The sequence below is a fragment of the Agromyces protaetiae genome, assembly GCF_030866785.1.
In the GTDB taxonomy this organism is placed as follows: Bacteria; Actinomycetota; Actinomycetes; order Actinomycetales; family Microbacteriaceae; genus Agromyces; species Agromyces silvae.
The window spans coordinates 168,095-192,267 of record NZ_CP133018.1 but is presented as its reverse complement, the minus strand read 5'-3'; the positions used below and the strand labels follow the sequence as shown (position 1 = coordinate 192,267).

The 24,173-nt window shown below is 70.0% G+C and carries 23 protein-coding genes; 13 read left to right on the top strand and 10 right to left on the bottom strand.

Annotated elements, in window-relative coordinates; all coding sequences use genetic code 11:
• The 5 genes from QU602_RS00920 (at position 1) to QU602_RS00900 (ending at position 6,147) form a co-directional block, all read left to right on the top strand.
• Positions 1–1,395: an MFS transporter gene (locus QU602_RS00920; protein WP_308798248.1), complete on the top strand. Its 1,395-nt coding sequence runs from the start codon at positions 1–3 to the stop codon at positions 1,393–1,395.
• Between the two features lie 40 nt (positions 1,396–1,435).
• Positions 1,436–3,364 carry a glycoside hydrolase family 15 protein gene (locus QU602_RS00915; protein ID WP_308798247.1) on the top strand — a complete coding sequence of 643 codons (1,929 nt, stop codon included), beginning with the start codon at positions 1,436–1,438 and terminating at the stop codon, positions 3,362–3,364.
• A gap of 119 nt (positions 3,365–3,483) precedes the next feature.
• Positions 3,484–4,464: a methionine ABC transporter ATP-binding protein gene (locus QU602_RS00910; protein WP_308798246.1), complete on the top strand. Its 981-nt coding sequence runs from the start codon at positions 3,484–3,486 to the stop codon at positions 4,462–4,464.
• Positions 4,461–5,216 carry a methionine ABC transporter permease gene (locus tag QU602_RS00905; RefSeq protein ID WP_308798245.1) on the top strand — a complete coding sequence of 252 codons (756 nt, stop codon included), beginning with the start codon at positions 4,461–4,463 and terminating at the stop codon, positions 5,214–5,216. The genes QU602_RS00910 and QU602_RS00905 overlap by 4 nt, the downstream gene beginning before the upstream one ends.
• A gap of 94 nt (positions 5,217–5,310) precedes the next feature.
• On the top strand, positions 5,311–6,147 hold the full coding sequence (locus QU602_RS00900) for a MetQ/NlpA family ABC transporter substrate-binding protein (RefSeq protein ID WP_308798244.1): 837 nt from the start codon (positions 5,311–5,313) through the stop codon (positions 6,145–6,147).
• 244 nt (positions 6,148–6,391) lie between these two features.
• Here the strand turns inward: QU602_RS00900 and QU602_RS00895 are convergent, their stop codons facing one another.
• The 5 genes from QU602_RS00895 to QU602_RS00875 form a co-directional block, all read right to left on the bottom strand.
• Complete coding sequence (locus tag QU602_RS00895) at positions 6,392–7,297, bottom strand: carbohydrate ABC transporter permease (protein WP_308798243.1); 906 nt, start codon at positions 7,295–7,297, stop codon at positions 6,392–6,394.
• Positions 7,290–8,255 carry a carbohydrate ABC transporter permease gene (locus QU602_RS00890; protein ID WP_308798242.1) on the bottom strand — a complete coding sequence of 322 codons (966 nt, stop codon included), beginning with the start codon at positions 8,253–8,255 and terminating at the stop codon, positions 7,290–7,292. The genes QU602_RS00895 and QU602_RS00890 overlap by 8 nt, the downstream gene beginning before the upstream one ends.
• The gene (locus QU602_RS00885; protein WP_308798241.1) at positions 8,252–9,556 is read right to left on the bottom strand and encodes an ABC transporter substrate-binding protein; all 1,305 of its coding nucleotides are present in this window, start codon (positions 9,554–9,556) and stop codon (positions 8,252–8,254) included. The genes QU602_RS00890 and QU602_RS00885 overlap by 4 nt, the downstream gene beginning before the upstream one ends.
• Positions 9,553–10,782 (bottom strand): Gfo/Idh/MocA family protein, encoded by a 1,230-nt coding sequence (locus tag QU602_RS00880; RefSeq protein WP_308798240.1) that lies wholly within the window; start codon positions 10,780–10,782, stop codon positions 9,553–9,555. Before QU602_RS00880 ends, QU602_RS00885 begins: the two co-directional genes overlap by 4 nt.
• Before the next feature lie 192 nt (positions 10,783–10,974).
• Positions 10,975–11,772 (bottom strand): DeoR/GlpR family DNA-binding transcription regulator, encoded by a 798-nt coding sequence (locus QU602_RS00875; RefSeq protein WP_308798239.1) that lies wholly within the window; start codon positions 11,770–11,772, stop codon positions 10,975–10,977.
• Positions 11,773–11,919: 147 nt separating this feature from the next.
• Between QU602_RS00875 and QU602_RS00870 the strand changes: the two genes are divergently transcribed.
• Genes QU602_RS00870 through QU602_RS00855 form a run of 4 tightly spaced genes read left to right on the top strand, consistent with a single transcriptional unit; the run spans position 11,920 to position 15,465 of the window.
• The gene (locus QU602_RS00870; RefSeq protein WP_308798238.1) at positions 11,920–12,795 is read left to right on the top strand and encodes an SIS domain-containing protein; all 876 of its coding nucleotides are present in this window, start codon (positions 11,920–11,922) and stop codon (positions 12,793–12,795) included.
• A complete protein-coding gene (locus tag QU602_RS00865) occupies positions 12,792–13,661 on the top strand; it encodes an ROK family protein (protein ID WP_308798237.1) in 870 nt (289 codons plus the stop codon). Before QU602_RS00870 ends, QU602_RS00865 begins: the two co-directional genes overlap by 4 nt.
• Positions 13,658–14,638 (top strand): 1-phosphofructokinase family hexose kinase, encoded by a 981-nt coding sequence (locus QU602_RS00860; protein ID WP_308798235.1) that lies wholly within the window; start codon positions 13,658–13,660, stop codon positions 14,636–14,638. Before QU602_RS00865 ends, QU602_RS00860 begins: the two co-directional genes overlap by 4 nt.
• Entirely contained in the window at positions 14,635–15,465 is an 831-nt protein-coding gene (locus QU602_RS00855; protein WP_308798234.1) for a class II fructose-bisphosphate aldolase, read from the top strand. Before QU602_RS00860 ends, QU602_RS00855 begins: the two co-directional genes overlap by 4 nt.
• 211 nt (positions 15,466–15,676) lie before the next feature.
• Here QU602_RS00855 and nhaA read toward each other — a convergent pair whose 3' ends face one another.
• Together nhaA and QU602_RS00845 are read right to left on the bottom strand one after the other, a co-directional pair.
• Positions 15,677–17,581: a Na+/H+ antiporter NhaA gene (gene nhaA / locus QU602_RS00850; RefSeq protein ID WP_308798233.1), complete on the bottom strand. Its 1,905-nt coding sequence runs from the start codon at positions 17,579–17,581 to the stop codon at positions 15,677–15,679.
• A 71-nt stretch (positions 17,582–17,652) separates the two neighbouring features.
• Complete coding sequence (locus QU602_RS00845; protein ID WP_308798232.1) at positions 17,653–17,799, bottom strand: hypothetical protein; 147 nt, start codon at positions 17,797–17,799, stop codon at positions 17,653–17,655.
• A 206-nt stretch (positions 17,800–18,005) separates the two neighbouring features.
• Between QU602_RS00845 and QU602_RS00840 the strand changes: the two genes are divergently transcribed.
• Positions 18,006–18,350 (top strand): hypothetical protein, encoded by a 345-nt coding sequence (locus QU602_RS00840; protein ID WP_308798231.1) that lies wholly within the window; start codon positions 18,006–18,008, stop codon positions 18,348–18,350.
• A 23-nt stretch (positions 18,351–18,373) separates the two neighbouring features.
• Here the strand turns inward: QU602_RS00840 and QU602_RS00835 are convergent, their stop codons facing one another.
• A complete protein-coding gene (locus QU602_RS00835; protein ID WP_308798229.1) occupies positions 18,374–18,835 on the bottom strand; it encodes a MarR family winged helix-turn-helix transcriptional regulator in 462 nt (153 codons plus the stop codon).
• Positions 18,836–19,015: 180 nt separating this feature from the next.
• Here QU602_RS00835 and QU602_RS00830 point away from each other — a divergent pair, with 180 nt between their 5' ends.
• From QU602_RS00830 to QU602_RS00820, 3 genes are all read left to right on the top strand, one after another.
• Complete coding sequence (locus tag QU602_RS00830) at positions 19,016–19,372, top strand: DUF7882 family protein (protein ID WP_308798228.1); 357 nt, start codon at positions 19,016–19,018, stop codon at positions 19,370–19,372.
• A gap of 201 nt (positions 19,373–19,573) precedes the next feature.
• Positions 19,574–22,834 carry an immunoglobulin-like domain-containing protein gene (locus QU602_RS00825; RefSeq protein WP_308798227.1) on the top strand — a complete coding sequence of 1,087 codons (3,261 nt, stop codon included), beginning with the start codon at positions 19,574–19,576 and terminating at the stop codon, positions 22,832–22,834.
• A 104-nt stretch (positions 22,835–22,938) separates the two neighbouring features.
• Positions 22,939–23,451 carry an ASCH domain-containing protein gene (locus QU602_RS00820; protein ID WP_308798226.1) on the top strand — a complete coding sequence of 171 codons (513 nt, stop codon included), beginning with the start codon at positions 22,939–22,941 and terminating at the stop codon, positions 23,449–23,451.
• A 159-nt stretch (positions 23,452–23,610) separates the two neighbouring features.
• On the opposite strand, the gene QU602_RS00815 is transcribed toward QU602_RS00820, so the two are convergent.
• Positions 23,611–23,826 (bottom strand): hypothetical protein, encoded by a 216-nt coding sequence (locus tag QU602_RS00815; RefSeq protein WP_308798225.1) that lies wholly within the window; start codon positions 23,824–23,826, stop codon positions 23,611–23,613.
• Between the two features lie 64 nt (positions 23,827–23,890).
• Entirely contained in the window at positions 23,891–24,106 is a 216-nt protein-coding gene (locus QU602_RS00810; protein WP_308798225.1) for a hypothetical protein, read from the bottom strand.
• Positions 24,107–24,173 lie beyond the last annotated feature (67 nt).

Here is a 24,173-nt window from a genome sequence, read left to right as displayed (position 1 = left end):
ATGACCGCAGCCGCACCCAGCTCGTCACGCACACAGCTCCGCCGCGTCATCGCTCCGCTCGCACTCGCCCAGTTCATCTGCAGCTTCGCCGGCTCGAACATGAACGTGATGATCAACGACATGAGTCGTGATCTGAACACGACGGTCCAGGGCATCCAGGTCAGCATCACGCTCTTCCTGCTCACCATGGCCGCACTCATGATCCCGGCCGGCAAGCTCACCGACCTGTTCGGCCGCAAACGCCTCTTCATGCTCGGCCTCGCCGTCTACGGCGTCGGCGCGCTCGTGAGCGCGGCAGCCCCGGGTCTCGGGGTGCTCATCGTCGGCAACTCGATTCTCGAGGGCATCGGCACCGCCCTGCTCATCCCTCCCGTCTACATCCTCACCACGGTCCTGCTGCCCGACATCCCGACCCGAGCGCTGGCGTTCGGCATCATCAGCGGCATGGGCGGCGTGGGCGCGGCGGCGGGCCCGCTCATCGGCGGCCTGATCGCGACCGGCATCAGCTGGCGGGCCGCGTTCGTGTTCCAGGCGCTCATCATCGTGGTGATCCTGCTGCTCAGCCGCAACCTCGACGACCCCATCCCCGCGGACCCGAAGCGACCGTTCGACACCGTCGGCGCCGTGCTCTCGGCCGCGGGGCTCATCGTGCTCGTGCTCGGCATCCTCGCTGCGGACAACAGCCTGACGCTCATGATCATCGGGCTCGTCGGCGGTGCGGCGCTGCTCGCGGTGTTCTTCTGGTGGGTGGGCCGGCGGCAGCGGCGGGGCAAAGAGGCGCTGCTCTCGCTCGAGCTGTTCCGCAATCGCACGTCGAACGTCGCGCTCGTGACGCAGAACGTGCAATGGCTCGTGCTGATGGGCTCCTCGTTCGTGGTGTCCGCCTATCTGCAGGTGGTACGCGGCTACAACGCGATCGAGACCGGGGTGATCTTCACCGCGGCGACGGTCGGCCTGCTCCTGACCTCGGTGGCCGCAGGGCGGCTGGCGCGCTCGTTCGCGCAACGCACACTCATCCTCGCGGGATTCCTCATCACCGTCGCGGGCGTGGGTGTGCTGCTCTGGCTCGCCACCGTCAGCACGTCGGCGTGGTCGTTCGCCCCTGGGCTGTTCCTTCTCGGCTCCGGCATCGGCTTGATGCTGACGCCGTCGGTCAACGTCGTGCAGTCGGCGTTCCCCGAGCGACTCCAGGGCGAGATCTCCGGCCTGTCACGGAGCGTCTCCAATCTCGGCTCCTCGCTCGGCATGGCGATCGCGGGCACCATCCTCGTCGCCAACATCGCCGACGGCGCACGCGCGTACGGCGACGCCATGGTCTGGCTCGCCGCGATCAGCGTGATCGGCCTCATCGCCGCCGTCTTCCTGCCGCGGAAGGTCGGTGTGACCACGAAATGAACCCGCGGCGGGGACGCTGCAGCGACGAAAGGCACGCACCATGGAGGACTTCCCCGAGATCGCCGACCACGGCATGATCGGCGATCTGCAGTCGATCGCCCTCGTCTCCACCGATGCCACGATCGACTGGTTCTGCGCCCCGCGCTTCGACTCACCCTCGATCTTCGCGTCGCTCCTGGACCGCGAGAAAGGCGGGTACTTCCGCGTCCGTGCCGTCGGCGACGACCTGCGTGTGAAGCAGATGTACTTCCCCGACACGGCCGTGCTCATCACCCGGTTCATGAGCACCGACGGCGTCGGCGAGGTGATCGACTTCATGCCCGTCGCCGACGACCCCACCGTCGCGACACCGAATCGGGTGATCGCGCGGGGCATCCGCGTCGTGCGCGGCCAGCTGACCTTCCGGGTCGAGTGCCGCCCACGGTTCGACTACGGCCGCCGACCGCACACCGCGACGCTCACCGGGCACGGCGTGCGGTTCGAGGCCGGCGACATGCACGCCGCCCTGCACGGGCTCCGACCCGACACCCTCGACGGCGACGACGTCGACGAGACCATCACCATGTCCGCCGGCGAGATCCGGCGGTTCGCGTTCGAGACGGAGCCGGCCGGCGCCCCGCGTGAGCTCGACGAGCGCGAGGGTTCGGCGAGGTTCGCCGAGACGGTCGCGTTCTGGCGGGAGTGGCTGGCCCGCGGCACGTACCGCGGGCGCTGGCGCGAGGCCGTCGAGCGGTCGGCCATGGTGCTGAAGCTCCTGCAGTATGCGCCGAGCGGCGCGCTCGTCGCGGCACCGACCGCCGCGCTCCCCGAGCAGCTCGGCGGCGTGCGCAACTGGGACTACCGGTTCACGTGGATCCGCGACTCGTCGTTCTCGGTCTACTCGCTGCTCGCGCTGGGGTACGTCGAGGAGGCCGTCGCCTTCACGCGGTGGATCGGCGACCGGGTCGTCGAACAGGCCGGCGACGCCTCCGGGCCGCTGAAGATCATGTACCGCATCGACGGGTCGTCCGACCTCGAGGAGCTCACGCTCGACGACTTCGAAGGATACGCGGGGTCCCGCCCGGTGCACGTCGGCAACGGCGCCGCAGATCAGTTGCAGCTCGACATCTACGGCGAGGCAATGGATGCGATCGCCATCGTCGACCACGTGGTGCCGCTCGGCCACCCGGGCTGGACCCAGCTGCTCGGCATCCTCGACTGGCTCGCCGATCACTGGGATCAGCCGGACGAAGGCGTCTGGGAGACCCGAGGGGGCCGCAAGGCGTTCACCTACGGCCGCATCATGTGCTGGGTCGCGTTCGACCGGGCGATCCGCATGGCGCGCGAGCGCGGCCGGCCCGCGCCGCTCGAGCGATGGATGGAAACCCGCGACGCCATCTACGAGCAGGTGTTCACGCAGTGCTGGAACCCGAAGCGCCGGGCGTTCACGCAGCACCCCGACACCGAGGTCGTCGACGCGATCACGCTGCTCATGCCGCTGGTCGGCATGATCTCGCCGCACGACCCCATGTGGGTCTCGACGCTCGAGGCGATCGCCGAGGAGCTCGTGACCGACAGCCTCGTGTACCGTTACAACCCGTCGGCGTCGCCCGACGGGCTCCCGGGCGAGGAGGGCACGTTCTCGCTGTGCACCTTCTTCTATGTGATGGCACTCACGGATGCCGGCCGCCTCAACGAGGCCGAGTACGCGTTCGAGAAGATGCTGACGTACGGCAACCACGTCGGCCTGTACGCCGAGGAGATCAACCCGAACGGCCTCCAGCTCGGCAACTTCCCGCAGGCGTTCACCCATCTCGCGCTCATCAGGGCCGCGCTCGACCTCGACGCCGCACTCGACGAGCGGGCGAGGCATCCGATGACCGCCGACGTCCAACGTTTCGCGCGAGCCGTCCGGCACGCGGCCGAGGCCACCGGAGGCGCGCCGCGCGCCCCGCGCGCCGCGCCGCCCGCGCCCGCGCCGCCGTCATGATTCGTCACGCCCGCCGAGTCATGATTCGTCACATGGCGACACGTCCGCGTCACCATCGGGTCGAATAGAACGAAGCCGCAAGGGAGCGCGCCGTCCCACCGCCCGCCCCCGGAGGCTCCATGATCACCATCGACCGTGTCACGCGCACGTACGGCAGCGTGCGTGCGCTGGACGACGTGTCGATCGAGGTCGCCCGCGGCCAGATCTTCGGCGTCGTCGGCCAGTCCGGCGCAGGGAAGTCGACGCTGCTGCGCACCGTCAACGCGCTCGAGCGGCCCGACCGCGGCACGGTCACCGTCGACGGCGTCGAGATCAGCGCGCTCGAGGGCCGCGCCCTGCGCGAGTCCCGCCACCGCATCGGCATGGTGTTCCAGCACTTCAACCTCGTCGCCAACCGCACGGTGTCGCAGAACGTCGAGTTCGCACTCGAGGCATCCGGTCGCACGACCCGCTCCGCGAAACGCGCGGTCGCCCTCGAGATGCTCGATCTCGTGGGACTCGCGCACCGCGCTGAGGCGTTCCCCGCCGAGCTGTCAGGCGGACAGCGGCAGCGCGTGGGCATCGCCCGCGCCCTCGCGTCCAAGCCCGACGTGCTGCTCTCCGACGAGGCGACTAGCGCGCTCGACCCCGACACGACGCGCCAGATCCTCGCGCTCATCCGGCAGCTCTCGACCGAGCTCGGACTCACCGTGCTCCTCATCACGCACGAGATGGACGTCGTGAAGCAGATCTGCGACAGCGCCGCGCTGCTCGAGCATGGGCGCGTCATCGAGCAGGGTCCGCTGCTCGACCTCGTGCGCACGCCCGGGAGCCGGCTCGCGCACGACCTGTTCCCGCTCGGCGAGGTGCCCGAACTGCCCGGGTACGGCGTGCTCGACCTCACGTTCGCGGGCGGCGAGGCGGAGCGGCCGACGATCGCCATGCTCGCCCGCGACCTCGAGCTCGACGTCTCGATCCTCGGTGCGACGATCACGACGATCGCCGGCGAGCAGGCCGGGCGCACGCGCCTCGCGATCCCCGGCGGCACCGACGACGTCGACCGCGCCGAGCGCTTCCTCAGCGCGCGCGGCGTGAGCGTGGACGTGGTGAGCGCGCCGTGATCGACGTCAACTCCCCCACCTTCTGGTCCGACCTCGCCGAGGTCATGCTGAAGGGCACGCTCGAGACCCTGTGGATGACGGGCGTCGCGCTGCTGTTCACCGTGCTCATCGGACTGCCGCTCGGCATCGTCCTCGTCGGCACCGAGCGCGGCCGGTTCCTCGAGGCGCCCTTCGGCTCGCGCGCACTGGGCGTGACGATCAACCGCGTGCTCGGGTTCATCGTGAACCTCGGCCGCTCGGTGCCGTTCATCGTGCTCATGATCGCGCTCATCCCCGTGACGAGGTGGCTGATCGGCTCGTTCATCGGCACGGGGCCCGCGATCGTGCCGCTCACGATCATCGCGATCCCGTTCTTCGCACGCGTCGTCGAGATCGCGATCAAGGAGGTCGACGGCGGGCTCTTCGAGGCGGCCGAGTCGCTCGGCGCGTCGCGGTGGCTGCTCATCCGGCGGGTGATCCTGCCCCAGGCGGCCCCGTCGATCGTGCTCGGCACCGCGACGACCATCACCTCGATCATCAATTTCTCCGCGATGGTGGGCGTCGTCGGCGGCGGCGGCCTCGGCAACGTCGCGCTGACCTACGGGTTCCAGCGGTACAGCTGGATCCACATCGCGGCGGTGATCGTCGTCCTGTTCGCCATCGTCCAGGTGGTGCAGGCGGCCGCGAACCTGCTCGCGCGCCGACTCGACCACACGAGCGGCCGCGACCGCCGGCTGGCACTCGAGATCGACGAGGCCGAACGCACCGCCTGAGGCATCCGCCGGCGCCGCACCAGACGCCGGCACCGAGGCATCCGTCTCGACCCGAACCGCACCCTACGCACCGCACCCATCCAGAGGAGTCACCATGCAGCTCACCCGCACCTTCGCGCGACGCGGCCTCGCCGTCGCCGCCGTCGCCGCCCTCACCGTCGGCCTCGCCGCCTGCTCGGGCGCGTCCGACGAGCCGGCGACCGAAGGCTCGTCCGACAGCCTCGGCACCATCAAGGTCGGCGCGCTGCCGACGCCCGCCGGCGACCTGCTGAAGTGGGTGAACGACAACCTGGCCGAGGAGGCCGGCCTCGAGATCGAGTACGTCGAGTTCACCGACTACAACACGCCGAACCCGGCGCTCACCGACGGCTCGACCGACGCGAACCTGTTCCAGAACACGACCTTCCTCGAGACGTACAACGAGCAGGCCGGTGGCGAGCTCGTGTCGGCCGGCGAGATCTACCTGCCCGCCGCCGCGTTCTACAGCGAGGAGCTCACGAGCCTCGACGACCTCGCCGAGGGCGACACCGTCGCGATCCCGAACGACCCGACGAACGAGGGCCGCGCGCTCGGCCTGCTCGCGTCGGAGGGCATCATCGAGATCGAGGACGGCGCGACCAACCTCGACGGCATCACCGACAACCCGCTGAACCTGCAGTTCACCGAGATCGAGAACGCGAGCCTCGCGCTCGCGCTGCCCGACAACGACGCGGTGTTCGTCACGGCCGCCTTCGCGATCCCGGCCGGCCTCAGCGAGGACCAGGCGATCCTCATCGAGGGCACCGACAGCAACTACTACAACATCCTCGCGACGACGCCCGAGCTCGAGGACGACCCCCGCATCGCGGCGCTCGTCGAGCTGCTCACGGATCAGCGCACCAAGGACTACATCCTCGAGACCTGGAACGGACTCATCGTCCCGGTCGACTGAGTCGGATCAGTGCGGCGCCCGCTTCGGCGGGCACCCGATCAGAGGGGCGGATGCTTCGGCATCCGCCCCGCTGTCGTGCTCGGTCTCATCAGGGCTGCGCTCGACCTCGACGCCGCACTCGACGAGCGGGCGAGGCATCCGATGACCGCCGGCGTCGAGCGCTTCGCACAAGGCGTCCGGCACGCGGCCGAGGCCACCGGAGGCGCGCCGCATCCGCCCGTCGCGATGGACCCGCGCCCTCCGCTCACTTGAGCCCGGAGGACGCGAGCCCGTCGATCACCCGTCGCTGGAGGATGATGAACGCGATCAGCACCGGTGCCATGGCGAGCAGGCTGGCGGCCATCGCCACGGGATAGTCCGTGGTGCGGTCGCTCAGCAACGTCGCGAGTCCGGCCGACAGCGGCATGTCGGAGGTGTAGCTCGTGACCACGAGCGGCCAGAGCAGCTCGTTCCACGACCACAGGACGGTCGTGATCGCCAGCACACTCATGCTCGGCGTGGCCAGCGGAAGCATGACCCGCCAGAAGATCTGGAAGGTGTTCGCTCCGTCGAGCCGGGCCGCCTCCTCGAGCTCATCCGGCATCGCGAGGAATGCCGTGCGCATCAGGAAGGTGCCGAAGGCGCTGAAGAGTCCCGGCAGCACCAGCCCGCCGATCGAGTTCAGGAGTCCGAGGTTCTGGATGATCTGATACTGCGACAGCAGGTACACCTGCGAGGGCACCATCAGGATGGACAGCACGACGCCGAGCAGGATGCCCCGCCCGCGGAACTTCAGGCGCGCGAAGGCGTAGCCCGCCATCGTGCACAGCACGAGCTGCGCCACCGTGCGGATCGTCGTGATGAGCACGGACGTGCCGAACTGCTCGAAGAACGGCAGGCGCTCGAACACCTTCGCGTAGTTCGCCCACTGCAGCTCCCCCGGCCAGAACACGGGCGTGACGCTCTGGACCTGTTCGTTCGTCGACAGCGACATGATGACCTGCCAGACGAACGGGAACGCCATGAGGACGGAACCGAAGATGAGCACCACGTGTGCTCCGACGTACCTCTGCCCGGCCAGTCGACGCGCGCCCGCGCGAGCGGACTGCGGCGCATCCCCGCGGCGACGCGACGGGGCGACGACGAGGGTCCGGGTCGCTGTGTCAGCCATTGTGGACCCATCTCCGCTGGAGTCGGAACTGCAGGAACGTGACGAGGCCGATGACCACGAAGATGATCATCGCGATGGCCGCGGCGTATCCCTTCTCGTTGTTGACGAAGCCCGCCTGGTAGAAGTAGTAGACGAGGGACATGCTGCGGGGCAGCGTCGAGTTGGTCGCCGTGGTGCCGAGGATCGCGTACAGCAGGTCGAACAGCTGGAAGCTCGCGATCACGGTGATGATCGTGACGAAGAAGATGCTCGGCGACAGCAGCGGCACGGTGATCGACCGGAACTGACGCCAGCGGCTCGCTCCGTCGAGCGAGGCGGCCTCGTACAGCTCGGGCGGGATGGTCTTGAGCCCCGCGGCGAGCACGATCATCGAGAAGCCCAGCGAGCTCCACAGGCCGACGATCGCGACCGCGAAGATCGCGAAGCCCGGCGTGCTGATCCAGTACGGGCCGTCGATCCCCACCCATGAGAGCAGGTAGTTCAGGATGCCGAAGTCACCGTTGAAGATGATGCGCCAGACGAATGCGATCGCGGTCGGCATCGCGACGTAGGGCAGGAAGAAGAGTACTCGGTAGACCGAAGCGAATCGGAGCCCGGGGAGGTTGAGCAGGCTCGCGAGGAGCACGGCGATGGGGATGCCCAGCAGGACGATGGCGGTGTAGAAGAGCGTGTTGCCGAGCGAGAGGTAGAAGCCCTCCGCGGTGAAGAGCCGGGTGAAGTTCTCGAGACCCGCGAATGTCGCGTCGCCGAACACGCCGAAACTCGTGAACGAGAACCCCGCCGTCTGGATGATGGGGAAGATGTAGAAGACGCCGATCCCGAGCACGAGCGGGCCGACGAACACCAGCGCCCACCAGCCGTCGTGTCCCCGACGTCGGCGGTCGGGGACACGACGGCCGCCCCCGCCGCTCCGTGAGGGAGCGACGGGAGCGACCGTGGCGCGCTCGGCTACGGTCAATTCGTTTCCTTCGCGAGCGCTTCGTCCATCTTCTCGGCCAGTTCGGCCGTCACGTCCGCGACGGGACGCTCGCCCGAGAAGGCCTGCGGGAGCAGTTCGGCCTCGAGCGCGTTCCAGGCCGCGGAGTTCGCGCTCACCGGGAGCGGACGCGAGTAGTCGACCGCGTCGAGGAACACCCGCAGGTTCGCCTGCGGGAGGGACTCGCCGAAGGAGTTCTGGGTCCCCGCGAACGCGGGAATGACCGAGCCGAAGTCGCCCTGCGCCTGCTGCGCTTCCTCGCTCGCGAGGTACACCTGCAGCGCCTGTGCCGCCTGCTTCTCACCCGAGGCGGCGGCGACCACGTTGGACACGCCGTGGATGACCGTCGCCTGCTCCGTCCCGCGAGGAAGCGGAAGGACATCCACGCTGTCGACGAACGGCACGTCCGTGAGCGCCGAGCGGAACCAGCTGCCGCCCCAGTACATCGCGAGTTTGCCCGAGGTGTACCACTGGTCGGCTGAGGTGTCGGTGAGCTGGGCGATCGTGGGCGATCCACCCGAGGCGATCAGGTCGGTCCAGAACTGGATGCCCTCCTGCGCCTCGGGACTCGCGTACCCCGAGCTCTGCCCTTCGATGACGCTGCCGCCGGCCTGGAAGATCGTGTTGTAGTAGGTCGTCTGTCCGTCCATGCCGCCGGCGGCGCCGTACGATCCCTCGGCGGCGAGCGCGGTGGAGATCTCGGCGGCGGTGGCCTGGAAGTCGTCCCACGTCCAGTCGTCGGCGGGCACCTCGACGCCGGCCCGATCGAAGAGCTCCCGGTTGACCCAGACGCCGATGGTGTCCATGTCCTTGGGTACGCCATAGGCCACGTCGTCCACCGTGTAGAGGTCGACCAGCGACTCGGGGTAGTTCGCCGGGTCGATGTCGCCGGCGTCGACCGCTCCGGTGATGGGCTCGAGCTTGCCGTTCAGCGCGTACAGCTGGATGTTCGGCCCGTTCATCCAGAACAGGTCGGGGAGGGTGTCGCTCGACGCCTGCGTCTGCAGCTTGGTCCAGTACTCGCTGAACGGCGTGACGCTGAGGTTCACCGTGATGTTCGGATACATCTCGTTGAATCCGGCGATGCTGTCCTCGATCGCCGCGACCTGGGACTGGTCCCAAAGTCCGTAGGTGATCGTCGCGGTCAGATCCTCGGCGGGTGCGGCGTACTCCCCCGACCCCTCCGAGCCGGAGTTGCCGCCGCAGGCGGTGAGGGCGAGCGCGACGGCGCTGGCCAGGGCTGCCGTGCCGAGCGCACGGGCGCCCCGTCGGGTGTGGGTCATCGGAGGTTCCTTTCAGACGTGTGGTGCGTGTGGGGGTGCTGCGAGGTGAAGTAGTGCACGACATGGGGAGGCAACGGCGGGACCTCGAGGGGGATCGACCCGTTGCGGATCGAGTCGGCCGCGAGCGCACCTGCGGCGACGGCGGCGCGCGCGGCGAGGGGCGATACGACGGTGGGGGTGCCATTAAGGGCGTGGGAGAGGAACTCACGCATCGTCTCGGCGTCGGCGTCCGCGTGGCCGCTCGCCACACCCTCGATCGGGTGCTCCTCGTCACCGGCTGCCGCCCATTCGCGACGACGATTCCACACCTTGACGACGCCCCCGGCGGTGTCGCCGAAGTTCTCCAGGCGTCCCTCCGTGCCGATCACGGTGTAGTTGCGCCAGTAGTCGGGGGTGAAATGGCATTGCTCGTAGCTCGCGAGCACGCCGTTGTCGAGGGTCATGAGCATCATCGAGACATCCTCGACGTCGACGGTGGGGTTCAGGCCCGTCGCCGCGGACGCCGGCCAGTTGTCGAACGAGAACCAGTCGGGCATCGTCTCATCCGGACGCTCGCGGCGATCGGTCACGTCGCCGTAGACCATCAGGTCGCCCATTCCGACCACCCGCCGGGTGAAGGCACCGCTGAGGTGATGGACGACGTCGAGGTCGTGGCTGGCCTTCTGGAGCAGGAGCGTGTTGGTGCGCGACCGGTCGGCGTGCCAGTCCTTGAAGTAGTAGTCGCCGCCGTTGCCCACGAAGTGGCGCACCCACACGGTCTTCACCGCGCCGATGTCGCCCCGGTCGATGATCTCCTTCATCCGGCGGACGACGCCGGCGTGCCGGAAGTTGTGGCCCACATAGAGGATCCCCCCGGCCTCTGCGGCGGCGGTGAGCACACGATCGGCGTCGGCGAGCGTGGTCGCGAGCGGCTTCTCGAGGTAGACCGCGACGCCCGCACCCAGCAGGTGGACGGCGAGGTCCGCATGGGTGTCGTCGGGCGAGGTCACGATGGCGGCGTCGACCGCCTCGGCGGCGAGGAGCTCCGCGACGTCGTCGAAGACGGGAACGCCCGGGAACAGGGCGGCGGCCCGCGCGCGCCCCTGCCGGGCCGGATCGACCGCGGCGACGATCCGGGCGCCGTCGAAGACGACCGGCGCATGGTGCGCGATCACACTGCGCGCCCCGACGCCGACGACCGCGATACGCGGCCCCTCGGCGCCGCGAGCGGACGATGGGTGCGTCACGGACGCCTCACTTCGCTGTGCATGCAACCCATCATGCACGCCGTGATCGAATTTGTCATCTCTCGGCATAAATCGAGCATGCGCAAACACTAGGACGAGGTGCGGGCGGGCATCCAGTCGAACGTCGATCTTTTACGTGCGCGAAACACCCGCCGAGCTCACGGCGAGGATCAGCGGCCGCGCACGTCGGCGTCAGCGCGGCGCGGTTGCGACGACGACCTCGATGTTGGCCTTGGCGAACTGCGCCTCCATCCGCGGCGAGAGCGGTTCGTCCGTCACGAGGGCGTTCACCTCGTCGAGCGCACAGATCCGCGCGAACGTGCTGCGACCGAGCTTCGTCGAGTCCGCCGCGACGATCACCCGGCGAGCGACGGCGGCGATGTGGCGGCTCGCATCGGCCTCGCCCTCATGCAACGTGGTCGCGCCGAACTCGGCGCTCAACCCGTCGACGCCGAGCACGGCGACGTCGAGGCTGAAGTCGTGCAGCGACCGCCCCACGAGCGGCCCGATGAGCTCGTACGACTGCCGGCGCGGAACGCCTCCGGTCACCACGATCTTGATGTTCTCGCGCACGGATGACTCGAACGCGATGTTCAGCGCGTTCGTCACGATGGTGACGCCCGGCTCGCCGCCGACTGACTGCAGACGCTCGCTGCGGCCGAGTGCACGCGCCACCTCGGTCACCGTCGTGCCGCCGTTCATCCCGATCGTCGCACCGTGCGGCACCAGCTCCTCGACCGCGCGGGCGATGGCGAGCTTCGCATCCGCCTGCCGCGCGATCTTGTACTGCAGCGGCAGCTCGTAGCCCGAGCCGAGTGCGGACGCACCCCCGTGCGTACGGGTCACGAGGCGCTGCTCGGCAAGTGTGTTCAGATCGCGGCGAGCGGTCGCGGTCGACACGTGCAGCTGCTCGCTCACATCGGTGATCGAGACGTTGCCGCGCTCGCTGATCATCTCGAGCACGAGATTCAAGCGCTGCTGCTGATGCATGGGCCCTCCTAGTCGCTCATCGTCCCACAGCGGGCTCGGGCCGCGAGTCACCCGGCCTCGACCTGGCGCTTGACGCCGGTGAGCGATTCTGATCAAATGCACTTTAAACAATCACAATTGATCTACATCCTCTCAGGAAGCAGAAGCATGAGCAGTACTTTCGTCGATGACGAGATCGCGTCGCAGCCGCAGACCTGGTCCCAGGCCGCCCAGCTGGCTCCCTCGGTGACCGACGCGCTGCCGAACCCCGGTGAGCGCGTCGCCTTCGTCGGCTCGGGCACGAGCTGGTTCGTCGCGATGTCCGCCGCCGCGCGCCGTGAGGCCCTCGGCCTCGGCGAGTCCGATGCGTTCGCGACCAGCGAGTTCCCCGCCGGACGCCGGTACGACCGGGTGATCGCGATCTCGCGATCGGGCACGACCACCGAGATCATCGATCTCCTCCGCGGCACCGACGAGCCGTCCACGCTCATCACCGCGGTCGGCCAGTCGCCCGCGGCCGCTCACGCCCGGCACACGATCGAGTTGGCGTTCGCGGACGAGCAGTCGGTCGTGCAGACCCGATTCGCCACGAGCGTGCTCGCGCTGTTCCGCAGTCACTACGGCGAAGACCTCGGCGCCGCCATCGCAGACGCGCAGACGGCGCTCACGATCGACATCGACCACCTGCTCGCGGTCGACCAGTGCACGTTCGTCGCCACCGGGTGGGCCGTCGGCCTCACATACGAGGCGGCGCTCAAGACGCGCGAGGCGGCACAGTTCTGGGCGGAGTCGTATCCGGCCATGGATTACCGGCACGGTCCCATCGCCATCGCCCAGCCCGGCCGTCTCGTGTGGAGCATCGGCGGCACCCCCGACGGGCTCGTCGACGAGGTCGCCGCCACGGGTGCGACATTCGTCCAGCACGAGCTCGACCCGCTCGCCGCACTCGTCGTCGCCCAGCGCTTCGCCGTCGCCCTCGCGAAGTCCAAGCGACTCGACCCCGACCGTCCGCGCGCACTCACCCGGTCCGTGATCCTGGCGTGAGCGTCTCGCGGGCCATCGGAGTCGATGTCGGAGGCACGAGCATCAAGGCCGTGCTCGCCGACGCACACGGCCGGGTGCTCGAGCTGGTGCGGCGGGAGACCCCATCGCCGGATGTGCTGGGCGACGGGGTCGTCGACGCGGTAGCCCGCATTCTCGCCGACGTTCCCGACGACGACGGCTTGCTGCCCGTCGGGGTCGTCGTGCCCGGAATCGTCGACGAGACGCGCGGCATGGCGGTGCATTCGGCGAACCTGGGCTGGCGCGACCTCCCGATGGCCGCCATGCTCGAGGACCGCCTCGGACGCCCGATCGGATTCGGTCACGACGTGCGCGCGGGCGGCCTCGCCGAAGCGCGGTGGGGCGCGGCCGCCGATGCGACGGGCACCATCGCCTTCGTCCCGATCGGTACCGGGATCGCCGCGGCGATCCTGATCGACGGGGTTCCGCTGGTAGCCGGCGGCTGGGCCGGAGAGATCGGCCAGGTCCGCGTCTCCGACGTTCGCTTCGCCGGCCGGCGTGTCGAGGAGGTCGCCTCCGCCGCCGGCACCGCACGCCGCGCGGCCCTCGCCGACGCGGAGGCCGTGGTTCGGCGCGTCCGCGACGGGGACGCCGCAGCGACCGCCGTCTGGAACGACACCGTCGACGTGCTCGCCGACGCACTCGCGGGAATGACCGCGACCATCGCGCCGACGACGATCGTCATCGGCGGCGGCCTCGCACTGGCCGGCGCGATACTCTTCACTCCCCTCGTGCGAGCGCTCGACGAGCGGCTTGGACCGCTGCATCGCCCGAACGTCGTTCCCGCGCAGCTCGGCGATCGTGCGGCGGCGCTCGGCGCAGCGCTCATCGCGAAGCATCCGTCGTGAACGTCCCGGCACGGCAGACCGGGCCTCGCATCCTGACGGTCACGCCGAACCCGGCGATCGACATCACGTACACCGTCGGCCGGCAGACCCTGGGCGAGACCGTGCGCGTCGCCGACGTGCGCCGCCGGCCCGGCGGCAAGGGGCTCAACGTCGCCCGCGTGCTGCGCACGCTCGGACGCGACGCGACCTCGCTGCAGCCGCTCGGCGGCGACGCCGGCGACTGGATCGCACGCACCCTCGCAGCCGACGGGATCCCGGTCGCCCCCTGTCGCATCGCGGGCGAGACGCGCACGACGGTCGCGATCGTCGACGGCATCGCACACCCGACCCTCTTCGCCGAGCCCGGTCCGCGCGTGACCGCGCGGGAGTGGGCCGGGCTCTGCGAGACGGTGAGCCGGAACGCGGGCCCGGGCGACTGGGTCGTCGTGGCGGGGTCGTTCCCGCCCGGGATCGCGGCGACCGACGTCGGGGCGCTCATCCTGGCCGCACGGTCGCGCGGCGCCCGCGTCGTCGTCGATACGAGCGGGCCACCGCTGCTGGCCGCCGCCGCAGCCGGCGCCGCGATCGTGAAGGCGAACGAGCAGGAGATGCGCGACGCCGTGGGCGGGACCGACACCCACGAGGCGCTCGCGCAACTCGGCCGGCACGGATCGGACGTCGTGGTGTCGCGCGGCTCGCGAGGCGCCGCGATGCGGCTCGCCGACGGCACCGTCCACGAACAGATCGCCGTGCCCGGCGTCCACGGAAACCCCACGGGTGCCGGTGACGCCGCGACCGCGGGTCTCGTCGCGGCACTCGCGGACGGCCGCGACCCCATCATCGCCCTCCGGTGGGCTGCGGTATGCGGCGCCGCGGCCGTCCTCAGCGCCGTCGCCGGTGAGCTCGATCCCGCACTCCTGCCCGAGCTCGGCACGCGCATCGGGCTTGCCGCCGATTCCTCTCCTCTTCCGGCCGGACCCGAACGGAGCCCTTCGTGAACACGCAGACCACGCTCGACCTCGTCTCAGGAGCGCGCGACAGGCGCACCGGGGTCGGCGCCTTCAACGTCGTGCTCCTCGAGCACGCCGAAGCGATCGCCGAAGGTGCCGAGCGGTCCCGGCGCCCCGTCGTCTTCCAGATCAGCCAGAACTGCGTCGCCTACCACGGCGGGCTCGCCCCCATCGCGCTGGCGACGCTCAGCATCGCCCGATCGCTGTCGGTGCCCGCACTCGTCCACCTCGACCACGCCGACGACGTCGAGCTCGTTCACGAAGCGGTCGGACTCGGCTTCGACAGCGTCATGTTCGACGCCTCGACCCTCCCGTACGCCGAGAACGTCAGGCTGACGGCCGAGGTCGCCGCCTTCTGTCACGAGCGCGGTGTGCTCGTGGAGGCGGAGCTCGGCGAGGTCGGCGGGAAGGACGGCGTGCACGCCCCGGGCGTCCGCACCGACCCGGGCGACGCCCGAGCGTTCGTGGCCGCCACCGGAGTCGACTGGCTCGCGGTCGCGGTCGGCACGTCGCACGCGATGACGACTCGCGAAGCGGCCGTCGACTCGGATCTCATTGCCCGCATCGCGGCGGCGACCAGGGTCCCACTCGTGCTGCACGGCTCTTCCGGCCTGCCCGACGAGCAGCTGCGTGCCGCGGTCGAGGCCGGGATGGCGAAGATCAACGTCTCAACCCACCTCAACGTGCTCTTCACGGACGCCGTAGGCACGGCGCTCGAACAGGGCCACGTCGATCCGCGGAAGTACGTCGCTCCCGGGCGCGAGGCCGTCGCGCGAGAGACCGAGCGCCTGCTCGGCCTGCTCGCGTTCGGCTGATCCCACCCGCGCCGAGCGTGCACCCCACCGCCGCAGATCTCACCGTTGGATTGGAGGCAGGCACCGGCACGAAACGCCCCGCGCTCCACGCGATCTGGATGCACCCGTCGCCCAGTTCGATACGCGCGGATCTCGTCCGGCATCCGCTTCTTGTGCGACTCCACGCGGGCGCGGTCGACCGGACGGTCGCGGATCAGGTCGTCGAGGGGCGTCAGCGCGGGGGTTCGGCGGTCGCGCCGGGCGCCGGCGCGTCCTGCGCCCCCTGCGCCCCCTGCGCGCCCTGCGCCCCCTGCGCGCCCTGCGCCTCGAGCGCGCGGATGAGGGTGGCCGAGTCGTAGGGGCCTTTGTGCCGGCGGTCGCCGATGAAGAAGGTCGGCGTGGAGTGCAGGTCCATCATCTCGGCGTCGAGCTGATCGTCCTCGACGCGGCGCACGACCTTCGGTGAGTGCAGGTCCTCGACGAACCGGTCGACGTCGAGCCCGAGTTCACGTGCGTATTCCACGAGGTCGTCGGTCTCCAGCTCGTTCTGATGGGCGAAGAGCAGGTGCCCCATCTCGAAGTACTTGCCCTGCCGCCCCGCCGCCTCGGCCGCCTGCGCGGCCTCCTTCGCGTGGGGATGCACCGACTCGAGCGGCAGGTGGCGCCAGACGTAACGGATGTCATCGCCGAAGTGTTCGCGCACCGCGTCGATCGAGCCCGTGGCCCGGCTGCAGAACGGGCACTCGTAGTCGCCGTACTCGACGATCGTGTACGGCGCGTCAACGCGGCCGCGTATGTGGTCGCGCTCGGGGTCGACCGGTCGTGCGAGCACCGCACCGACCGCGACGGGCGGCGACAGGCGGTCGGCGACCACGAAGATCAGCCAGCCGAGGCCGAAGGCGATGACGGATGCTCCGAGCACACCGACTCTCGCGAGGTCCTGCTGCTCGGGGTCGGGCAGGGCGATCGTCACGATGAACAGCGAGATGGTGAACCCGATGCCCGACAGCGCCGCGCCGCCGGCGATGCGGGGCATCCCGAGCCCCGGCGCGAGCCGCCCCTTGCCGAGCGCCCTGATCAGCGCGGTCGCGCCGGTGATGCCGATGAACTTGCCCACCACGAGGCCCGCGACGACGCCCCAGGTGAGCGGGGAGACGAGCGCGGCGCCGAGGGTCTCTGGGTCGAGATGCACGCCGGCATTGGCGAGCGCGAAGAGCGGCAGCACCAGGAACGAGATGTACGGCCCCCACGCCGCCTGCAGCCGGTCGTTGATCGAGAGCGACTCACGGAGACTTCGGGCGACCGCAGCCGCGTACTTGGTGTTCGGCGACTCGCGGAATGCCTGGGTGAGTTCGGCGGTGCGCTCGACCTCGCTCCGTCTCGGCGGGTACACGGGGATGAGCAGGGCCACCGCGACGCCCGCGAGCGTGGGGTGGATGCCGGCCTCGGCGACCGCGATCCAGAGCGCGATGCCGAGCACGGCGTAGGCGATGCCGCGGCCCGCCCGGAGGAAGCGCACGAGCGCGAGGGCGACCATGAGCACGACCGCGATCGCGAGCGGCACGACATCGATGCCCGAGTTGTAGAAGACCCCGATCGCGAGCAGCGCGCCGACGTCATCGACGACCGCGAGCGTGAGCAGGAACGTGCGGAGCCGCGCAGGGAACTTCGGCCCGATGATCGCGAGCGCACCGAGCAGGAACGCGGTGTCGGTCGAGATCACCACGCCCCACGCCTGCGCCTCGCCGGTCGAGAAGGTGAAGGCCACGAAGATGAGCGCCGGGACGATCAGCCCGGCGAGCGCGGCGACGACCGGGACGATGGCACGGGAGCGGTCGGTGAGCTCGCCGATCGTGAACTCGCGCTTGACCTCGAGGCCGACGACGAAGAAGAACAGGGTCATGATCGCGTCGTTCACGACCTGGTGCAGCGACGCGCTCAGCTGGAGGTCGCCGAGCCCGATCTCCAGATGCAGGTCCCAGAACGCCTCGTACGTCCAGCCCCAGGGCGAGTTCGCCCACACGATGGCGAGCAACGTGAAGATGAGCAGCAGCGCCGCGGCCGGGCGATCACCTGAGCCCAGGTGTTTCGCCTTCCGGATGCTGCGCTCGTTCGTCGTGGCGGAGGGGGCGCTCACGGAGCCAGCTTAGGGGTGCTCATGTTTCCTGTACGTGAAGATGTCCGTGACCGCGCCGCGAACCGGCGCGGTCACACCTTGCGAATGCTCAGCGCCTGCCAGCCGACGGGCACCTGGGCACGGGCGGCTTCGGTCGCCGTCGCCTCGTCGATGCCGTCGGCCTCGATGATGCGGACCTCGTGGGTCTTCGGGTCCGTGGCGATGATCGTCACCCGCATGCGACGAGCGTAGGCTCAGCCACCGACCGCGGCCACCCCGAGCGGGCCGTTCGCGTCACGCGGCGACGCGCGAACGGCGCCGCCCCGCGGGCCGTCGAGCCCTCGGTGTCGCGCATCTCGGCGTACGCCTGAGAACCCGGCCATACTGTGAAGACATCCATGCGGTGACGGCGGACCGACCGCCGTCTCGGGAGCGGAGGTCTCGAATGCCATTTCTCAGCTTCCGCACGCTCGAGGGCTGGCTGCGCGAGTTCGAGGGTCTCGGTTACCCGCACGGCGCCTCATTGAAGGTCGTGCACCAGGACGGGGCGAACGGCGCGGACACCGGGCTCGTCAGCGTGAGCCTGACCGGCGCCTCGACGGACACCTACATCCAGCCGGAGACGGTCGGCTCAAGAAAGTGGTTCGTCACGTTCGAGCCGCGGGACGCCTCGCTGATGCTCGACCCCGCCGGTGTGCTGCACCTGTCGTCCGAACTCGCGACGGTCTCGGCCCTATGCGCGTTCCTCCAGGCGAAGTCGGCCGACTTCTCCGGCGACGACGAAGCCTGACCTCCGAGGCGCCGGAGCGACCGTCAGCCGGCTTCTGCTGCCCGCCGCCCCGCTCCGGTGACCGTCATGGTGAGCGCGGCGAGGGCGGTCGCGAACTCGGCCATCGCCCGCTGGTCTCCTGCGTCGATCGCCGCGCTGAAGTCGCGGTCGAAGCGGGTCAGCGCCGACCAGGGGTCGCCGGCGAGGTCGACGGTGACCGAGATGCGGTTCACCCGCCGGTCTTCGGCATCGACCTCACGGCGCACGGCCCCGCGTTCGATGAGCCGGTCGATCAGCGTCGTCACTCCGGCCGAGGTGATGCCGAGGTACTCCCGGAGCGACGTCGGCCGGGTGCCGGGGTGATCGGCGATGTAGAGCAGTGCCCTCGCGTCGAGTTCGCCGATCCGCAGCTCTTTCCTCGCGAGCAGCAACGCGGCGCTCCTCGCCTGCACGTACTGCTGCAGCGCGGATGCCAGACCCTGCTTCGAGGGAGCGTCAGAGCTCATAGCGACATCCTTTCGCACTCTCCGGCACACCGAGAGACTATCTCAGATATCTAGCTAAATGTGCGAGCTATTAGATGGATTAGCTAAATAGGCGTACAATCGGAATGCCGACACGGTCTGGGATTTGCCCGCACCGCCGAGCGGCAGGGGCTCCCAGCGGCCTCTCGTGAAGGAGTCACCATGGGAACGCTGTACTACGGAACGGGCTCGCACCCGATCGAGATCGACGACCGACTGCTCGCCTATCTGAAGGTGGTCATCGCGGTGAAGCTCCGCCGCAACGAAGCATTCACCCTGAGCTACACACATGGACCGGGCGTCGAGCCCGGCCGTTCGATGATCTGGCTGCAGCCATCCATCCCGCTGCGTTTCGTCTTCGACTCGGAAGCGGCCGATCCGCTCAACCGCGCATATCTCGAGGGCCTGATGCAGCAGGCCAACTCCACGGGGGGCGTCACCGTCGATCTCGGCGACCGCGAAGCTGTGCCCACCGCCTCGACGGCCGACGGCACACGGGAACTCTCCGGCGTGGCCTGACCCGGCGGTCCGCGCGCGAGCGCGGCCTGACCCGGCGGTCCGGGCGCGCGAGCGCGCCCGCCGACACACATCGCTCACCCCACGGCCACCCGCGGTTCACCGACTGCGCGCGAGCCGGACACCCACGCCCGGTTGCCTCGAAGGGTCCCCCTTCGCGCCTGTGCTTCGTCGCGCGCGCATCGTCCCTTCGCAAGGAGTCCCGTGCATTCCCATGCTCACTTCCGGCGCCGCACCGGCGCCGCGGCGCTGACCGCGGCCCTCGTCGCCGGACTGATCGCCCTCCCGGCGGTCCCGGCGCACGCCGCCGGTGACACCAACGCCACCGCCGCGGTCGAGAACCGCACCCTCATCGACACCACGTCGACCGACTGGCGCTACCACGACGCCCCCGCGGACCCCGCCGGCGACGGCCCGATCTACTCGTGGGCCGCGGCCGGCTACGACGACACGTCGTGGAAGACCGCCAAGGGATCGTTCGGCGCACTGCGCGGCGCGCACGTGCCCGTCGGCGGCAACGCTGTGAACACCCCGCTCACGCAGTACAAGCCCGGCACCTCGACCAACGTCGAGACCTTCTTCTTCCGCACCGACGTCGCCATCACGGCCGACGAGGTCGAGGCAGCCGAGGGCCTCGAGGCCACGGTCCGCTTCGACGACGCCCTCGCGGTGTTCGTCAACGGCGAGCGGGTCGCCGGCTTCGTCGACGAGCGCTTCGACGAGAGCAAGGGCAACATGCAGTACGTCGGCAACGGCGGCGGCTCGCCCATCGTGCGCTCGTTCACGATCGACCCCGAGTTGCTGATCGAGGGCAACAACACGATCGCCGTCGCGCTCTACCAGGACCGCGACACGAGCTCTGACATCTACTTCGACTTCGAGCAGCTCGAGCTCGTTGCGGGCGGCGGCACGGAAGAGCCCGAACCGCAGGATCCGACGCGCGTCATCTCGACCGAGACGACCGACTGGCGCTACCAGGACACGGGCGTCGACCCGGCGGGCACCGGCGAGCTCTTCTCGTGGACCGGCGCCGACTACGACGACTCGTCGTGGAAGACCGCCAAGGCGTCGTTCGGCGCGCTCCGCGGCGCGCAGGTCCCGGTGAGCGGCAACGCCGTCAACACCCTGCTCACGCAGTACAAGCCGGGCGGCACCACGAACATCGAGACGTTCTTCTTCCGCACCGACGTCGCGCTGACCGAGCAGCAGGTCGAGGGAGGCATCCGTCTCCGCGGTACCGTGCGCTACGACGACGCGCTGGGCGTCTGGGTCAACGGCGAGAAGGTCGCGGGGTTCCTCGACGACGGCTTCGACCCCGCCCAGGGCAACCTCCAGTACCTCGGTGCGAGCAACGGTGCGCCCGTCGTCAGCAGCTTCACGATCCCCAACGAGGCACTGCAGGCCGGCGAGAACACCGTCGCCGTCGCGCTCTATCAGGACCGCGCGTCGAGCTCGGACATCTTCTTCGACTTCGAGCAGCTCGACGTGATCCCGCCGCTCGACCCGAACGCGCCCATCACGGTCAGCGACGTCATTCTGAACGTCGGCGCGACCGAGGCCGACCGCAACGTCGCCTGGTACGCGAGCCTGCCGGGCGCCGCCCGTGTCGAGGTCGCGCCCGCCGCGGCGATGACCGGCGACACGTTCCCGACCGAGGGCGTGACCGCGTTCGAGTCGACGAGCGGCGAAGCCGCCGACGGCCAGTTCTGGCACCACGCCACGATCGCAGGCGTCGCCGAGCACTCGGCGTACGTCTACCGCGTCGGCAACGAGCGCGGCTGGTCGCCCGTGTACGGCTTCGAGACCGCGTCGTTCGACGGCGACTTCGACTTCCTGTACGTCGGCGACGCGCAGATCGGGGCGTCGGGCAACACCCCGCGCGACGCCGAGGGCTGGCTCAACACGACCCGGGTCGCGAACGAGATGTTCCCGGCCTCGGAGTTCCTGCTCTCGGGCGGCGACCAGGTCGAGCACGCGGGCAACGAGGAGCAGTACGACGGATTCCTCGCGCCCGAGCTCGTGCGCGAGATCCCGATCGCCACGGTCAACGGCAACCACGACGTGGGCAGCACGGCGTACAACACGCACTTCAACATGCCGAACCTCGACATGACCTACGGCGCTCCCGGCTCGGCCAGCCAGTCGGGCGGCAACCACTGGTTCATCTACAAGGACGTCCTCGTCATCACCCTGAACTCGAACAACCGCGACAACGCGCGGCACGCCGAGTACGTCGAGAAGGTCGTCGCCGAGCAGGGTGACAACGCCAAGTGGCGCGTCGTGACCTTCCACCACTCGATCTACAGCGTCGCGAACCACTCGCTCAGCGCCGACATCGTCGAGCGTCGCGAGCAGCTCTCCCCCGTGTTCACGGCGAATGACATCGACCTGGTGCTCATGGGCCACGATCACGTCTACACGCGCAGCTACCTGATGGACGGCCGCACCCCGGTGCAGGAGGTCGACACGAATGCCGAGCTCCGCCCTGAGGAGGGCCAGGTGCTCTACCTGACCGGCAACTCGTCGAGCGGCAGCAAGTACTACACCATCCGCGACACGGTCGAGTTCGGCTACGACGCGGTCGCGCTGCAGGAGCGCGTGCCGAGCTTCATGAACATCGAGGTGACGGACGGCACGCTCACCGCGACCACCTACCGCACCACGGACCGCGGTGTCGTCGACCGGGTCGTGCTGCACCAGGTCGTCGAGCCTGACGTCACGGCGCCCGTGCTCACGGTGCCCGAGACGACCGAGCTCACGGTCGGCGACGCGTTCGACCCGATGGCCGGGGTCTCGGCGATCGACGCCGTCGACGGCGACCTCACCGCGGCCGTCACGGTCACGGGCACGGTCGACACCTCGGTCGCGGGCGTCTCGACGCTCACGTACTCGGTGACGGATGCCTCGGGCAACACCGCGACCGCGACGCGTGTCGTGACCGTGGTCGAGGCCACCGTCGAACCCGAGCCCGAGCCCGAGCCCAACCCGGAGCCGGAGCCGGAGCCGGAGCCCGAGCCGAACCCGGGCACGATCGTGCCGCTGCCGGGCGCCGATCTGCCGTCGGATCTGCGTACGCTCGAGCTGCTCGGTCTCGACCGCGCGGCCGGCACGATCTCGGTGCGCGTCGCCGACCGGTTCATCGGTGAGGAGCTGACGTTCTTCGTCTCCTCCGAGCCGCAGCGGCTGGCGACGATCACGCCGACCGCCGGCGGAGCGGTGAGTCTCGCGCTGCCGCGCGACCTCGCGGCGGGCACGCACCGCCTCGCCGCGTACGCCGCCGACGGCTCGGTCACGCAGTGGCTCGAGTTCACGTGGCCTGCGGCCTCGACCCCGGCCGGGTCGGGCGGCTCGGGCGGCCAGCTCGCCGACACGGGCTTCGAAGGCACGCTGCCGCTGCTCGGCGGCCTGCTCGTGTTGCTCGTCGGCGCCGGCCTCGTGCTGCGCCGCCGCACCGCGCGCGCGTAACCACCTGCACACCGGAGGGGCCCGGGCGGAGCTCACGCTCCCCCGGGCCGTTCGCCTCCCCGCCTCGCGTCGCGCCATCCGCCGCCATCGGCCATGCTGAAGTCGTGACCGGAGACCAGCCCGCCCGCCGCGCGAACGCCCCCGTCGATCACGCAGCCGGCGTGCGGCTGTGGGAGGAGTACCGCGCCGCACATCCCGATCGCGCGCTGGACCCGGAGCCACCGTCAGTCGAGCGGTTCGGCGATCACGCCGACCTGACCGATGAGCTGCTCGCCCTCGTGCTCGACGGCACCAAGACCGCCACCGCGGGACTGGTGGCGGAGTTCGCACACGAGGGTCAGCCGCTGCCGCGCATCGGCAGCCACTGGATCGCCTGCGACTCCGCGGGGCGTCCGCGCGTCATCCTGCGCAGCACGGAGCTGCGGATCGGCCCGTTCACGAGCGTCGACGCGCGGTTCGCCCATGACGAGGGCGAAGACGATCGCACCCTCGACACCTGGCGCGACGGGCACCGCCGCTACTGGACGCGCGTCGGTGCCGCGCTCGGCTTCGAGTGGACCGAGGCCCACGACATCGTCTTCGAGCGCTTCGACGTCGCCTGGCGTTCGCTCACCTGACCACCTGGCCCGAGCGCGCGGCCGGCCCACTGCCGTCCGCCCCGGTCCCTCCTCAGGAACCCCGGCGCGACACGCCGTCGGCGCGGCGCCGACACACCGCCGAAGCCACAGATGTTCCTGAGCAGGGAACGCGAGAACGCGGGCCAAGCCGGCGCAGGGTCAAGCCGGCGCGGGCTCGGCGCAGCCGGGCACGAGCACGGATGCCTCGGCAACGAGCGCGGATACCACGAGCGCGGATACCCCGTGCACGAGCGCGGATGCCGCAGCGACGAACCCCACGCCGCCGCTACGCCGATCCGCACCCGCCGACAGCGCGCCCGAGACATCCCTCCTCAGGAACACCGACGCGACACGCCGTCGGCGCGGCGCCGGCACGCCGCCGAAGCCTCACATGTTCCTGAGCAAGGAACGCGCGAGCGCGGGTCAAACCGGCGCGGGGTCAAGCCGGCGCGGGCTCGGCGCAGCCGGGCACGAGCACGGATGCCTCGGCAACGAGCGCGGATACCACGAGCGCGGATACCCCGTGCACGAGCGCGGATGCCGCAGCGACGAACCCCACGCCGCCGCTACGCCGATCCGCACCCGCCGACAGCGCGCCCGAGACATCCCTCCTCAGGAACACCGACGCGACACGCCGTCGGCGCGGCGCCGGCACGCCGCCGAAGCCTCACATGTTCCTGAGCAAGGAACGCGCGAGCGCGGGCCAAGCCGGCGCGGGGTCA